This is a genomic window from Novosphingobium sp. KCTC 2891 (genome assembly GCF_025938155.1).
Classification (GTDB): domain Bacteria; phylum Pseudomonadota; class Alphaproteobacteria; order Sphingomonadales; family Sphingomonadaceae; genus Novosphingobium.
This window is the reverse complement of sequence record NZ_JAPCZG010000006.1, coordinates 65,315-79,700: the sequence shown is the minus strand read 5'-3', so window position 1 is coordinate 79,700 and position 14,386 is coordinate 65,315. Positions and strand designations below refer to the sequence as shown.

General features: G+C 63.4%; 11 protein-coding genes. 8 read left to right on the top strand and 3 right to left on the bottom strand.

All coding sequences use genetic code 11. The features are described 5' to 3' along the window. Window positions 1–16: 16 nt before the first annotated feature. The 3 genes from OLX02_RS12735 (at window position 17) to OLX02_RS12725 (ending at window position 3,621) form a co-directional block, all read left to right on the top strand. Window positions 17–469 carry a nuclear transport factor 2 family protein gene (locus OLX02_RS12735; RefSeq protein ID WP_264423394.1) on the top strand — a complete coding sequence of 151 codons (453 nt, stop codon included), beginning with the start codon at window positions 17–19 and terminating at the stop codon, window positions 467–469. Window positions 470–559: 90 nt separating this feature from the next. After that, window positions 560–1,435 carry a phytanoyl-CoA dioxygenase family protein gene (locus OLX02_RS12730; RefSeq protein WP_264423392.1) on the top strand — a complete coding sequence of 292 codons (876 nt, stop codon included), beginning with the start codon at window positions 560–562 and terminating at the stop codon, window positions 1,433–1,435. A 212-nt stretch (window positions 1,436–1,647) separates the two neighbouring features. Next, window positions 1,648–3,621 (top strand): PQQ-binding-like beta-propeller repeat protein, encoded by a 1,974-nt coding sequence (locus OLX02_RS12725; protein ID WP_264423391.1) that lies wholly within the window; start codon window positions 1,648–1,650, stop codon window positions 3,619–3,621. A 212-nt stretch (window positions 3,622–3,833) separates the two neighbouring features. On the opposite strand, the gene OLX02_RS12720 is transcribed toward OLX02_RS12725, so the two are convergent. After that, complete coding sequence (locus OLX02_RS12720) at window positions 3,834–4,889, bottom strand: acyltransferase family protein (protein WP_264423390.1); 1,056 nt, start codon at window positions 4,887–4,889, stop codon at window positions 3,834–3,836. 181 nt (window positions 4,890–5,070) lie between these two features. After that, window positions 5,071–6,408, bottom strand: coding sequence for a LysR substrate-binding domain-containing protein (locus OLX02_RS12715; protein ID WP_264423389.1), 1,338 nt, complete (start codon window positions 6,406–6,408; stop codon window positions 5,071–5,073). 20 nt (window positions 6,409–6,428) lie between these two features. Between OLX02_RS12715 and OLX02_RS12710 the strand changes: the two genes are divergently transcribed. From OLX02_RS12710 to OLX02_RS12690, 5 genes are all read left to right on the top strand, one after another. Further along, window positions 6,429–7,022 (top strand): outer membrane protein, encoded by a 594-nt coding sequence (locus OLX02_RS12710; RefSeq protein WP_264423387.1) that lies wholly within the window; start codon window positions 6,429–6,431, stop codon window positions 7,020–7,022. Between the two features lie 354 nt (window positions 7,023–7,376). After that, the gene (locus tag OLX02_RS12705; RefSeq protein WP_264423386.1) at window positions 7,377–7,949 is read left to right on the top strand and encodes an NADPH-dependent FMN reductase; all 573 of its coding nucleotides are present in this window, start codon (window positions 7,377–7,379) and stop codon (window positions 7,947–7,949) included. A 186-nt stretch (window positions 7,950–8,135) separates the two neighbouring features. Continuing rightward, window positions 8,136–9,248 (top strand): PepSY-associated TM helix domain-containing protein, encoded by a 1,113-nt coding sequence (locus OLX02_RS12700; protein WP_264423384.1) that lies wholly within the window; start codon window positions 8,136–8,138, stop codon window positions 9,246–9,248. After that, on the top strand, window positions 9,245–9,457 hold the full coding sequence (locus OLX02_RS12695; RefSeq protein ID WP_264423598.1) for a hypothetical protein: 213 nt from the start codon (window positions 9,245–9,247) through the stop codon (window positions 9,455–9,457). The genes OLX02_RS12700 and OLX02_RS12695 overlap by 4 nt, the downstream gene beginning before the upstream one ends. Before the next feature lie 179 nt (window positions 9,458–9,636). Further along, entirely contained in the window at window positions 9,637–11,598 is a 1,962-nt protein-coding gene (locus tag OLX02_RS12690; RefSeq protein WP_319641246.1) for a TonB-dependent receptor, read from the top strand. 160 nt (window positions 11,599–11,758) lie between these two features. Here the strand turns inward: OLX02_RS12690 and OLX02_RS12685 are convergent, their stop codons facing one another. After that, window positions 11,759–14,083 carry a TonB-dependent receptor gene (locus tag OLX02_RS12685; protein ID WP_264423382.1) on the bottom strand — a complete coding sequence of 775 codons (2,325 nt, stop codon included), beginning with the start codon at window positions 14,081–14,083 and terminating at the stop codon, window positions 11,759–11,761. Between the last annotated feature and the right edge of the window lie 303 nt (window positions 14,084–14,386).

Below are 14,386 nucleotides of genomic sequence, written 5' to 3'. Positions count from 1 at the left end.
CAAATGGAGAGACGACATGGCTGATGGTATCGAATACCTGATCGAGAAGAACGCGCTGGAAGAAGCGGTCGTGAAATACTGCGTGGCTGTCGACAAGCTCGACGACCTCGATTTCATGATGACCAACTTCACCGAAGATGCGGTGCTGGACCTGACCGGCCTGGAACTGCCGCGCTTTGAAGGACATGAGCAGATCCGCGGTTTCTACACGCAGGTCTTTGCCGACATGTCGCACCACATGCACATCCTGACCAACTTCCGCGTGGTGAAGCTGGCTGGCAACGAAGCGCAGGTCTACGCCTACGTCACCGGCATGGGCCGTTCCAAGGCGGGCGTCGATATCCAGGTTTTCGTCTACTACGACCTCGACCTTCGCAAGTCGGACGGCGGCTGGAAGATCAGCCGCTTCTTCGAAGCGCCGCAGCTGCCGATGCCGGAATCGGTGACGCAGGTCCACAAGAAGGGCTGACACGCAAGGCGGACGCGTGCGGGACCAGCGGCGTGGCGCCGCCCGCTTCCCGCACGCCCTTGGCAAATCTCGCAGTTTTGGAGAGCAGCAATGGCGGATTCTTCGGAAATTCGGACGAATCTGAACGAGAAGGACGGTTTCGCAGATCGGTTCTTTCGCGATGGCGTTCTGATCGTCGAGAACGCGTTTTCAGAGCAGGACATGGCTTTCATCGAAGCGGCCTGGCAGGGCAACTTCGACAATCCCAGCCCGCTGGCGCAGCATCTCTATGCCGAAAGCGGCGGAACCTTCATTCAGTCGGTCGAGGATTCCAGCAAGAAGCCGACCTTCCAGGCCATGTTCGGCAACACGCCCGTGGTCAACATCGCCCAGCACGTGTTCGGCACCGGCGGCGTATGGTATTTCCACGACCAGCTCTTCTTCAAGCAGGGTGACCCGGACAAGCCGGTGCGCCGGACGCCGTGGCATCAGGACACGCCCTATCATCCGATCGATGGCAGCAAGTTCGTGGTGTTCTGGATTCCGCTGCAGGACATTCCGGAAGACTACGCGCTGGAAGTGGTGCGCGGTTCCCATAGGGAAACGCTCTACAACGGGTCGTTCTTCGACCCCAGCGACGATACGCTTCCCGTCTACGACGAAAAGGAAATGCCGCGCCTGCCGAACATCGAGGCGGACCGGGCAAGTTGGGATATCGTTACCTGCTCGATGAAGCGCGGCGACGTGCTCATCTTCCATCCCAGCTGCCTGCACGGCGGTGGTTCCACTCCGGCCGGTGCGACCCGGCGCAGCCTGTCGTTGCGCATGATCGGTGACGATGTGGTCCACGTGACCCGTCCGGCACCCAGTGCGGATTCGCCCACGGCCAACAACATCGGCGACGATGAAGAGGAACTGGTCGCGCGCATCAAGAAACTGCCGCTCGGAACCGGCGCTGCGCTGTTCGGGCTCACGCAGCTCGCGTAGCCGGCCTTGACCGATGTGCGTCCGTGCCGCCCGCATCCGCAGAAGACCCAACCTTCAGCGGGCGGGGGCACCGGCGCCCTAGGCGGCGTTTTGCCGTGGCCTGTCAGAATGTGGAGTGCACCCAAGGATCGCGCTTAGGCCAGAAGCAGGTCGAAACTTAATGGAAAATGGCGACGCTCTTCGGGCGCAACGTCAGCATCGGGAGAGATCGAATGCCAATCAACCTGGGTCGCCCTTGGGCGACTGGCCTGCTCGTGCTGGCCGGCGCGCTGGCCTGGACGGGCGCCGGCATTGCCGGCACATCGACCGGCGCCCCGGCGGGCAAGTCCTCGCCTGCCGACGCGGGCGCAGCGCTGTCCATCCATGGCGCGGCTTCTGCGGACGTGTATCGCGACAAGACGGATGCGCTCGCCCCCGAAACGCACGCCACGGGCAGGCGCGTCTATGAGGAAATCTGCTCGTCCTGCCACGCAACCGGCGTCAACCGCGCGCCGCAGCGCTTCATCCTGGAACAGATGACCCCGGAATCGGTGCTGCGCGCACTGACCCACGGCGTCATGCAGCCGATGGCCGCCGGCCTTGCCGATGACGAGCGCAAGGCTGTGGCGCAGTATGTGACCGGCCATCGCTTCGGCGAAGGCGTGAGCCTCGAGCCGAAGCGCTGCGCTGCCGGTAACGCTGCATTCGACATGACCGCGCCCCCCGCCTTCGAGGGATGGGGCATCGATGCGCGCAGCACGCACGATATTCCGGGGGCCGTTTCCGGTCTCACGCGTGCCAACGCGGCCAATCTCCGGCTCAAGTGGGCCTTTGCCTTCCCCAACGCGCTTCGCGCGCGTTCGCAGCCGGCCATCGCCGGGGGCGCCATCTTCGTGGGCAGCCACAACGGGACGGTCTATGCGCTCGATATCAAGACCGGCTGCGCCCGCTGGACTTATTCCGCTTCCGCCGAAGTGCGGACGGGCATCGTCGTCAGCCCGTGGAAAGCGGGCGACGTCGCGGCTCGCCCGCTCGTCTACTTCGGCGATCTCGTGGGCCGGGCCTATGCGGTCGATGCCCGCACCGGCCAGCAGGTATGGAAGGTTTCGGCCAGCGACCATCCCAGCACCACGCTCACCGGCGCGCCAGTGCTGCACGGATCCACGCTCTACGTGCCGGTGTCCTCGCTGGAGGAGGGCGCGGCGAGCAAGCCTGACTTCGTGTGCTGCAACTTCCGGGGATCGATCCTCGCGCTCGACGCTGCGACCGGCGAACAGAAGTGGCGGACCTATCTGGTCGATGAAGCGAAGCTGACCGGCAAGACCGTCACCGGGGTCGAGCGGTACGGCCCGGCAGGCGTGCCGGTCTGGAACAGCCCTTCCATCGACGTGGGCCGCAACCAGATGTACGTCGCGACCGGCGACAACTACTCGAACCCGGCCACCGAGCTGAGCGATGCGATCGTGGCGATCGACCTGACGACCGGGGCGATCCGCTGGCATTATCAGGCGCTGGCCAACGACGCCTGGAACGGTTCGTGCGAGGAAGCGCACAGCCCCAACTGCCCCGACGACAGCGGACCGGACGCCGATTTCGGTGCCGGGACCATGCTCGCCAAGGGCACCGATGGTCACGACTACGTGATTGCGGGGCAGAAGTCGGGCTGGGCCTATGGCATCAATCCCGACACCGGCGCGCTTGTCTGGAAGCAGCGCGTGGGCCGCGGCGGTGTCGTCGGCGGCATCCACTTCGGGCTGGCCGCTGCGGACGGCAAGGCGTTCATCCCCGTCAGCGACGTTCCCGATGGCCGCACGCACGATATCGAAGCGCGGCCGGGCATCTATGCGCTTGACGTCGCAACCGGGGCCTACGTCTGGCGCGCACCGTCGACCGATACCGTGTGCAATGGACGCACGTTCTGCCATCCCGGCTATGGCGGTTCGATTACCAGCACCAACGGCCTCGTGCTTGCGGGCGCGAACGATGGCTACCTGCGCATCTACGATGCTGGCGACGGCCACGTGCTGTGGGAAACCGACACGACGCGCCCCGTCGTCACGGTGGACGGAACCACCGCGCATGGTGGCTCGATCGGCGGCGGCACCGCGCCGATCGCGTACAAGGGCATGGTTATCGCCAATTCCGGCTATGGCTTTGCCGGCAAGATGCCGGGCAATGTCCTGCTTGTTTACGAAACCGGCAAATGAGCTGAAACGACGGCTCCCTGCCGCGTCATCCGGCGCGCGGCAGGGACCGGCGACCATGGGCAGCGCCAGCCCGGTCAGTGCGCCTTTTTCGCGATCGAGGCGCTGAACGCCCGATCGACAGACTTGCGCAGGGCAGGGGTGGCCAGCAGGGCCGCCACATCCCTCCCGTGCCGCCGAATTTCGCAATGGGCGAAGTTTGCCCGCGCCGGTGCTCAGCCTTGAGGCGGAAGGCCGCGCTTGACCTCGGTTGGCCTGCCCTTGAACGAAACCAGCCTGGAAAAAAACCAAGCGAGCAGCATGGCGGCACCAACTGCCATGACCTGCACCCAAACGGCACGCCCGAACACCTCGGAGATCCAGGCGAGGACGGTCAGATGCACGCAATAGAGCGGCAGCGAATAATTGCCGAACCATTCGAACGCCGGTTGCAAGGCCTTGGGCGGATGCGACTGGGCGACGGCCCAAACGGCCAGCGGCAGGAAACCGATCACGAATACCAGATCGCCATGGGCCAGGCTGAGCGGCAGGCGCGGGACCATCGCGATCCCCACCACCGGCAAGGCCAGCGCCAGCCACCACGGCAGCACCGGACCGCGCACACCCTCCTTGTATTTGCGGCCCATCCACACGCCCAGCACATAGGACCAGCCGACGCGTGGCAGCCCCATCCACCAGGTGCCCCACGTGGGCGCATTCACGCCCATCGTGTCGGTCTTGTAGATGCGCACCGTAACGATCAGCGCCGCACCCAGGCCGAGTGCGAGCGCCAGCATCCAGCGGGTCGGAACCTTGCGCAAAACGAGCGCATGGAGGAAGTTGGCCAGCAACTCGTAGAACAATGTCCATTGCGGCCCGTTGAAGCGGTAGAACGGCCCGGTTCCGGTGAGGCTCGGGATCATCGCCAGATCCAGCACCAGCCAAAGCAGCAAGGTCAGCGGGTCAGCCATTCCGATCGCAAAGGCCCGGGCGGCAGCCACCCCGGCTCCCACGGCGACCAGCGGCCAGAGCCGGACGAAACGATCCCGCGTGAACGCCAGCGCACCGATCCCTGCGTTCAGCTTGCGCTCGGTCGAAACGGCCAGCACGAATCCGCTAAGCAGAAAGAACATGTCGACGAACAAGTACCCGCGCACGAACGGGCCGTGGATGCGATAGACGAGATCGAGGTGAAACAGCATGATCACCAGCGCCGCGATCCCGCGCAACGCGTCGAGCTGAAACAGCCGTGTCGAGTGGGTCACCCCACCCTGATTTGCGGCATCGGTCAAATCGGCCCCCTCCGTGTATTCCCCAATGCCCCCCTTGTACCGGGCTTGGCGGATTGCGAAATCACGAAACAGGAAACGAGCGTGCGGATTGCAGAACCTGATGCTGTCACCCGTCCGGTTTGAACGGCAGCGGGCTTTGCAGGCCGAAGGCATTCATAAACCTTGGGGGCTGTTCACTATCTCAGGCGGGACGTTCCGCGATACTCGATGGCAGGTTGGTCACGAGAAAATCGATCAGGCTGCGCACCGATGGCAGGATCCCACGCGGCGAGGGATAGACAAGGTGAACCAGATGGTCCGGCGCCGACCATGCGGGCAGGACGTGGACGAGATTGCCCGAGCGGAGCGCGGATCGCGCGACCGGCTCCGGCAGAAGCGCGATCCCGACGCCTTGCGTGGCCGCTTCCAGTTGAACCCTGAGATCGCTTGTCACGAGGCAGGGCGTCGGCACGAGCCGTTGGGGATCCCGATCTGCTGCGAAAAGCATCCAGCGCGGGGTGCCATCCGCAGTATCCGCGATGCTGCAAATCGCCCGCTTTCCCGCCAATGAAGCGGGGTCATCGCCAATATCACCGGCCACGCGCAGGAAGTCCGGACTGGCGACAAGAATGCGCCGTACATGTCCCAGATCCCGCGCGACCAGTTCCGTCGAATCCGCGATGGCCGGCGTCGTGCGCAACGCCAGGTCGAACCTTTCCTCGAGCAGGTTGGGCACCCGGTCTGTCGTTTCGAGATAGACCGTGACTTTGGGGTGTGCGGAGAGGAAGCTGGGCAGGATCGGTGCCAGATAGGACTGGCCAAGCACAACCGGACAACACATCCGCACCTTGCCCGAAGGCTCCTTGCGCAGGGCGGATACGCTGTCGAAAGCAGATCGGGCGTCCTCCAGCACTTGTTGGCAGTGAGCGTAAAAGCGTTCGCCTGCTTCGGTCAGCGCGATGTTACGGGTGGTGCGATGCAACAGGCGCACGCCGACACGGTGTTCGAGCGCGGCCACATGGCGGCTGAGGCGCGTCTTTTCCACGCCGGTTGTCCGGGCGGCTGCCGTGAAGCCGCCGTTCTGCACCACCGAGGTGAAATAGTAGATGTCATTGAGATCTTCCATGGCGCCGATCGATCTGGATGACGTTGGGTGAGCGGGAAAGCCGGGCAGGGATCCCGTCATCGCCGGATTTTCGCCTACCCGCCGGCAAGCGGTGCCGCAAATGCATTTGGTGCAACGGGGATTGCGCGTCGCGGCGGCTTTGTCGGCAATCGTGCACCGCATCGGTGTGTTTTTGCGACTTATCATCAAAATGTAACAGGACCATATCCGCCTCTGCCAAGAGATACGGTGCAATGTTGAGAAGATCGTGATTGCGGGGATTTTCAGGTAAATTCGTAAATTCCTGCGCCATGTTATTTTGATTTTGTCCGTATCAATATCGAAAACAGATGCAGAAATTGTTTGGGTGGCCTGTCTTGGTTGCTTCCCATTGGTCGGAAGGCGTGTTTCGTGTTTTCGATCAATTTCCAGCATCCTGATCCCAGGAGGAAATAATGTACAAGAAGCTTCTCGCTGCAGCGGTCGTTGCCAGTCTCGCCGTCGCGACTGGTGCCCAGGCCAAGGACTTTACCGGACCGTCGGTCGGCGTGCAGGGCGGCTGGGAGAACCTGGACGTGCGCAACCCGTCTACCGATCTCGGCGTTCTCCCCCTTCGGCAGAAGCAGGACAGTGCCGTGTTCGGCGGTTTTCTGGGCTATGACTACCAGATCGGACAGCATGTCGTCGTGGGCGCCCAAGCCGAACTGAACTTCCCCACCGGCGGCACTTTCGGCACGAGCGTGGCCTCGCTGGACGAAAAGCGTTCGATCGACGTGTCGGCTCGCGCCGGTTATCTCGTGACGCCGAAGACGCTGGTTTATGTCCGGGGCGGCTACACCAATGCGCGCCTTGGTACGCGGATCGACAACGGCACCACGTCGACCTATGCGTCGGAGGATCGCGACGGCTGGCACGTCGGCGGCGGCGTCGAACGGATGGTCACGGATCACATCTCGGCGCGTCTGGAATACCGTTACACCGACCTCAGCAATGGCGACGGCAAGTTCGATCGGCACCAGGTGCTGGCGGGCGCAGCCTACCGCTTCTGATGATGGGGTGCCGCGCGACCGAGATGTCGCGCGGCAACGCCCGGCCGTGGGATGCCGGTCAATTCCACAGCACCAGAGGAACATGTCGGGGGGCGGGCTTGTGCGAAGTCCGTCCCTTCCTGTCTCTGCGATAAACTGCTATCAACATGGACGGACGGGAGACGCGATGGAGATCGCGATGCAGCATCTTGCGCCCCGGATCCCGTTTCCAGCTTCTGTCTGGCGCTTGAGCCCCGTGCATCTGCTGGGACAGAGGCAGACGTGCGTCTGGCCAAATCTCGCTCGCGGTGCGGCATTTTCGGGCCTCCGATTCCTTCGCGATTTGCCATGTCCCATGAAGTGAAAGGCAGTGTCATGACGCAGTACAAAGTCGGCTATCTGATCGGCAGTCTTGCGACGGGATCGATCAACCGCAAGCTCGCTAACGCGCTGGTCCGCCTCGCTCCGCCGCAGCTCACCCTGACCGAGATACCGTTCAAGGACCTGCCGCTCTACAGCTACGATTATGATGCCGATTTTCCGCCCGCCGGTCGGGCGTTCAAGGATGCCATCAATGCGGTCGATGCGGTCCTGTTCGTCACGCCGGAATACAATCGCTCGATCCCTGGCGGCCTGAAGAACGCCATCGACTGGGCTAGCCGTCCATATGGGACCAATTCCTTCACCCATAAGCCCTCGGCGGTGATCGGGACGTCGCCCGGTGCCATTGGCACGGCGGTAGCCCAGCAGAGCCTGCGCAGCGTGCTCGGCTTCTGCAATTCGCCGCAGATGAACGCGCCGGAAGCCTACATCCAGTTCAAGCCCGGCCTCATCACCGACGATGGCAGTGTCACGGTCGAATCCACAGAGAACTTTCTGCGCACTTTCATGCAGGAGTTTCACGACTTCATCGCCCGCGTGTTGTCAGTGCTGCCGAAGGACGCCTGAAATCACTTCAAGCCAGCCGAAGCGAACGTTCGATGAGCCATGGCGCCGATTTCGGTGAAAGGGCCAGTTCGAGAGTCGGGATCGCCTATCCCGATTTCGCCACGCACCCCTGATTCAATGTCAGGGGAGCGCTAATGCGAATTATTCGCATTGACCGGGTCAAGCCTGTGGCTTAGGCACGCCGCCATGCAGGCACGGGCAATCAGACAATGGGCATGGGTCCACACCTGGACCAGTCTGATATGCACGCTGGCGCTCATCATGCTGTGCATCACTGGCCTTCCGCTCATCTTTCACGACGAGATTGAGGCGATGGCGGGCGAGCAGGCCCTGTCCGGCCCGGCCTCGGCCCGGACAGGGGGGGGCCTTGATGCGATCGTTGCGCGTGCGAAGGACGATTACGCGCGGACCGCCGGCCACGCCGGCGTTCCGTTGTTCATCGGCTTCTCGGGTGAAGATCCTCTCATCACGGTCACCGTCGGACCACGCGCTGATGCCGCCGAAGCAGAAATGCGGCTGTTTTCCTATGACCGCAGCACAGGCCGTGCGGTGGGAGAAGTGCATCACGACGGGGTGATGGCCTTCCTTCTTGAACTGCATACAGACCTCCTGCTGGGGCTGCCGGGAATGCTGTTCCTGGGCGCGATGGGCGTGCTTTTCATCGGGGCCATCGTTTCGGGACTGGTGCTCTACGTTCCGTTCATGCGCCGCCTTGCGTTTGGCACGCTGCGCGAAGACCGTTCCGCGCGGGTGCGCCGCCTGGACGAACACAATCTGCTGGGCGTCGTTACGCTGGGCTGGGCGCTGGTTATCGGAGGGACGGGGGCGATCAACGCCTTCGCCGATCCTCTCGTGGCGAACTGGCGGCAGAGTGAACTTGCCGCGATGATCGGCGCAAATCGGGCTCAAGGCCCGCTCGATCCGGCGCGCTACGGCTCGATCGATCGTGCCATGGCGACAGCGCAAGCCGCACGGCCCAGCCTGTCGCCGCAGTTTGTCGGCTTCCCCGGTGGAGCGTGGTCGGCGCGTCACGCCTATGCCATCTTCTTCCAGGGCGACACGCCGCTCACCAGCCATGTCCTGACGCCTGCGCTGGTCGACGCCGAGACCGGCGCACTGGTCGACATTCGCACGATGCCCCTGACCATGCAGGCGCTGATGCTCTCGAAGCCCCTGCATTTCGGAGACTACGGCGGCCTTGCGCTCAAGCTGGTCTGGGCACTTCTCGACCTCGCGACGATCCGCGTCCTGTGGAGCGGTATCCTGCTGTGGTGGGGCAAGCGCCGGAGGACTGCATGAGCCGGCTTCGCGCGCGATCGACCATCATGGTGCTGGCCATGCCGCTCTCGGTCACTGCGCTCTCGCTGATCGGCCTCGTCGCGGGGCTGACCGGCAGCGGTTGGCGCGACGCCCTCGCGGTGGTGCTGGTCGCGCTCCCGCTTCTTGTTTTCCTTTTCCACCTATGTCGCGTGCGTCGCGCGCGGAAATCACGAAAGCCTGCACGATGAACCGTCTGACCTTGCTTGCCGCTACGGCCCTCGTCCCAATGGGTGCTGCCTCGGCCCACGCCGAGGAAAGCCCTCAGGAAATCGTCGTTACCGCGCAAGCGCTCAACGCCACCCAAGTCATGGGAGAAGGCGATCTGGGCGCGCTTGGCCGCAAGAAGGCGGAAGACGTTCCGTTCACGGTGCGCAGCTACAACGAGGCTCTGATCCTCAACCAGCAGCCGCAGACTTTGGGGCAGGTGCTGGAAAACGACCCCACGGTGCGCACCAGCTATGGTTTCGGTAACGCCGCCGAACAGTTCGTCATCCGCGGTTTTGCGCTCTACGGCGACGACGTAGGGCTCAACGGTCTTTACGGCATCGCGCCCCGCCAGCTGATCGCGCCTGAACTGTTTCAATCCGTGCAGGTGCTGAACGGAGCCAGCGCATTCCTCAATGGCGCGGCACCGGGCGGATCGTCGCTCGGCGGCAGCGTCAATCTACAGATGAAGCGCGCCGGGGCCAGCGACCTCAACCGGGTAACGCTGGGCTATACCTCGGATGCAAATGTCGGGGGCAGCTTTGACGTTTCGCGCCGCTTTGGTGAGGGAGGGGCGTTCGGGGTGCGCATCAACGCGGCCTTGCGCAGCGGCGATGTCGCCGTCGACGGGGAATTCCGTCGCACGCTCGTCATCGGCGGTGCCTTCGATTGGCGCGACGACAATACCCGCCTGTTCCTCGACCTCGGATATCAGAAGGTCGAGGTCGATGGTTTGCGACCCAAGGTGACGATCGGCACGGCGACGATCCCCGCCGTGCCAGGGGCCACCGCGAACTATGCGCAGCCCTGGACTTACACCGACTTGCGTGACGTGTTCGGCGTGGTGCGCTTCGAGCAGGATCTGGGCGACAATGCCATGTTCTACGCCACGGGCGGCGCCCGGGACGGGAGCGAGCAGGGCATCTACGGCGGCATCACTGTGCTCGACACGGCGACGGGCGCAGCCAATGGCAATGGGCTCTACGTGCCGCGCACGGACAACAATGAAGCGTTCGAGGCGGGCCTGCGGGTCAAGCTCGGCACCAAGGTCACGCAGGAAATCAACTTCGGAACCAGCGCGGTGTGGCAGGTCAACCGAAACGCCTTCGATTTCCTGTATGGCCCAGGCTTCGCAGGCTTCGCCACCAACATCTACGACACGCCGGTCGCCGCTATTCCCGGTTCGGCCTCCGTCGGCGGGGATCTCGACAGTCCGTTCCCGATCAGCCGGGTCCGCTTGCTCTCGGCCTTCGCCTCCGACACGCTCGGCCTGTTGAGTGGCCGGGTATTGATTACCGCAGGCTTGCGTCTGCAGGACATGCAGGTGAAGAGCTACAATTACTACGATGGCGGCTCGCTCACCAACACCTACCGCAAGAGCGCCATCACCCCGGCGCTCGGCGTCGTCGTAAAGCCGGTGCCCGGATTGTCGCTCTTCGCCAATCGCATCGAGGCGCTGCAGCAAGGGCCGACCGCCCCGCTTGATGCCTTGGTCGTCAACGCCGGCGAAGTCCTCGCTCCCGTCAAGTCCACGCAATACGAGGTCGGCGGCAAGCTCCGCCTCGGCACCTTCGAAGCAGGGCTGTCGCTGTTCCGCATCGATCTTCCTGTGGGCTATTCCGTCGATGCGGGCGCGGGCGACGGAAGGTTGCGCTTCGGTCTTTATGGTCGGCAGCGCAACGAAGGCGTGGAGTTCACCCTGAACGGCGAACCCGTCAAGGGATTGCGATTCATCGGCGGCGCCACCCTGGTCGATGCCAGGCTGCGGCGGACCAGCGGCGGTCTGAACCAGGGCAATCGCGCGGTCGGCGTACCTGAATGGACCGCCAATGCAGGCATGGAGTGGGATGTGCCTGCAACAGGTCTCACGCTTACGGGCCGTATGGTCCATACTGGCAAGCAGGCCGTGAACATCGCAAACACGCTGGAAATCCCGGATTGGACGCGCTTTGACATCGGCGCCCGCTATGTCCTGGTTGCCGCCGACAAGCCGGTAACGCTGCGTCTGGGCGTCGATAACGTCGCCAACAAGCGTTACTGGGCCTCTGCGTTCGACGTATTCTCGGCGGCGCTCCTCCAAGGGCAGCCCCGCACTTTCAAGGCCAGCGCTTCGATCGATTTCTGATGCTGCCACAGCGCTGCCCCGCCGTTGCTCGGTGGCGTCTGCGGAGGCTGCAGAAGCCTGCTAGCACCTAACAAAATGTCCCGGGGTTTCCCCCGGGACATCGTTGATACGGGCTGATTTTACCGCGTCAGCAATAAGATGGGCACCGAAGCCCCATCGTTCAGAAGCGGCCGCGCAGCGTCACGCCGTAGGTCCGCGGCTGGCCGAGGTAGGCATTGCGATCGTCACCCTGCAGCGGCGTGTTGAAGTGCGAGGTGATGTACGCCTTGTCGAAGAGGTTCTGGACCCAGCCTTCGATCTGCCAGTTGCCGTCGATCTGCTTGAGACCGAGGTTGAAGTTCACGAGGGCATACCCGTCCTGCGTCAGGTCGTTGACCGGGTTGGTGTAGACCTTGCTCGTGTAGTTGGTCTGCAACCGGGCCGTCACCGCCAGGCTGTCCGAAACCGGCTGCTCGACGCTGATGGTCGCGTTGCCGGCGAACTTGGGTGCGGTCGAGAAGCGTCGGCCTGCCAGGTTGGTCAGGATGGCGTCGTCGCCGAAATTGGCCTTGGGCAGCCAGGTCAGCCCGCCGTTGAACGTCACCGCATCGGACAGCTTGAAGGTCTGCTCCAGCTCGAAGCCATAGACCTTGGCGCTGGGGGCGTTGATGATCTGGAACTGGAGGCCGAGGAACTGTGCGACCTGCAGATCCTTGATGGTGTTATAGAACGCCGCCACGTTGGTGCGGGCGCGACCGTTCATCCAGTCAACCTTGGCGCCAAGCTCGAAGCCGTTGATGGTCTCGGGCTTGTAGACGGGCGACTGGGCAATGCCGGCCGATCCGAACACCACGCTTCCCGGGACACCCGCCGCGTTGACATCCAGGTTCACGCCGCCTGCCTTGAACCCGCGATTGTACGTCGCATAGATCATGACGTCGTTCGTGGGCTTGTACTGAAGCCCCAGCGTACCGCTGAGCGAGTTGTTGGTGGTCTTCAGGTCATAGGGAATGCCCGGCATGACGCCCGCCAGCGCAAGCGGATCGAACAGTCCGTCGCGGAAGTAGGAGGTGTTCTGGAAGCCGGTCTTGCGCTCGTTGGTATAACGCGCGCCGATGATGGCGGAGACCTGATCGGTCAGATCGACGTTCCAGTGGGTGAAGAACGCCAGCGACTTGACGCGGCCGCCCATGTTTTCGACCGAGAACAGGCCCGGTGCGGCATTGGCGGTGCCCGCAGGAACGCCGGCGCCACCGAACACGACGTCCCAGTAGGTCTGGGCCTGCGTGTCCCACCGCAGGTTGCGGCCCATCTTCAACTTTTCGTCGGAGTAGAACGCACCGAAGACATAGTCGGCGTTCAGGCCGCCCTCGAGCTTGCCGCCATACGTCAGTTCCTGCGAGATGAAGCGCGAGCCGAAGGTCTCGTCGAGGTCGAGGATCGTCGCACCCGAGAAGTCGGCGTCTTCGAGCTGGTAAAGCTTGTAGCGACGCACGGCGGAAACCGAGGTCAGGGTGCCGTTGCCGATGTCCAGTTCAAGCCGCAGGGTCGCGCCGTAGTCCTTCGCGCGGTTGATCGTCATCGGGTTCACGACCGCCTGGCGGTCCTTGATGTTGCGCGAAGCCGGAACCAGGCCGTTGGCCAGCGAGAGCGCGTCGATGAACGGCTGGGTCGCGCCGGGAACGGCATCGAAAGTGGCGTAGCAGCAATCGCCCTTGGTCGAGGCGTAGTCGCCGATCAGCAGGATGCGAAAGGCGTCCGAAGCTTCGGCATAGAACTGGCCCTTGACGCCCCAGTCGTCGTTGCCGTTGAGCTGGTTGCCGGTGTTGGGATCGGTCATCGTGCCGTCCGAGCCGGACTTCACTGCAGCAAGGCGCACGGCGGCCTTGTCGCCAACCGGCACGTTGATTGCGCCACGGGCAAGGTAGGTTTCGTAGTTGGCGTAGCTGGCTTCGAAATTGCCGCTGACTTCGCCAAGCTGTGGCTTGGTGCTGGAGATCAGCACGGCACCCGCCGACGTGTTCTTGCCGAACAGCGTGCCCTGGGGGCCGCGAAGGATCTGCAGGCTGCCGACATCGAGGAAGTTCGACAGGGCCTGGCCCGAGCGGGTCCGATAGACGCCGTCGATGAACACGCCCACTGCGCCTTCGAAGGTGCGGGCGTTGCCGACCGTGCCGATGCCGCGGATCTGGATGTTCGAGGTGCTCGACGCGATGTTGGTCGAGCGGAAGGAGATGCTGGGCGACAGGTTGTTGAGGTTGGTGACGTTGGTGATACCGGCGGCGGCCAGCGTATCCGCGTTGGCGGCGGTCACGGCGACGGGCACGTCCTGAACGTTCTGGTCACGGCGCTGTGCGGTAACCACGATCTCGCCAAGCCCGCTGGTCTCATGCTGCGCCGCGGTAGCTACTTCCTGCGCGGCAGCGACCGCGGGGTGAGCGCCGGCCAGTCCTGCCACAGCAATCGAAAGCAGCGAAGTGGTGCAAACAGAATTCAATCTCTTCACGTGTTTACCCCTCCCAGGGTGTTTTATTGTTGCAACGACAGTAGGAAAAATCCCGCAATGCCGAGAATGGCACTCGGACGCGCGGTGGATTTGATTTCGATGATGAAGTTGTGCTCGCCCAGGGGCGTCATCAACGGCGGTGGCTGTGCCGACCCGTATTCAGGAACGGCGATGGCGACGGGGCATCATCCGATGCCGCCAGCTAGACTAGGCGCTCACCAGCGGTATTCCGCGGAAATTGCCAGAACATACGGCGACATCACCACTCGCAAGCATCAAGCACCTCTCACCTGGATCTGCGCT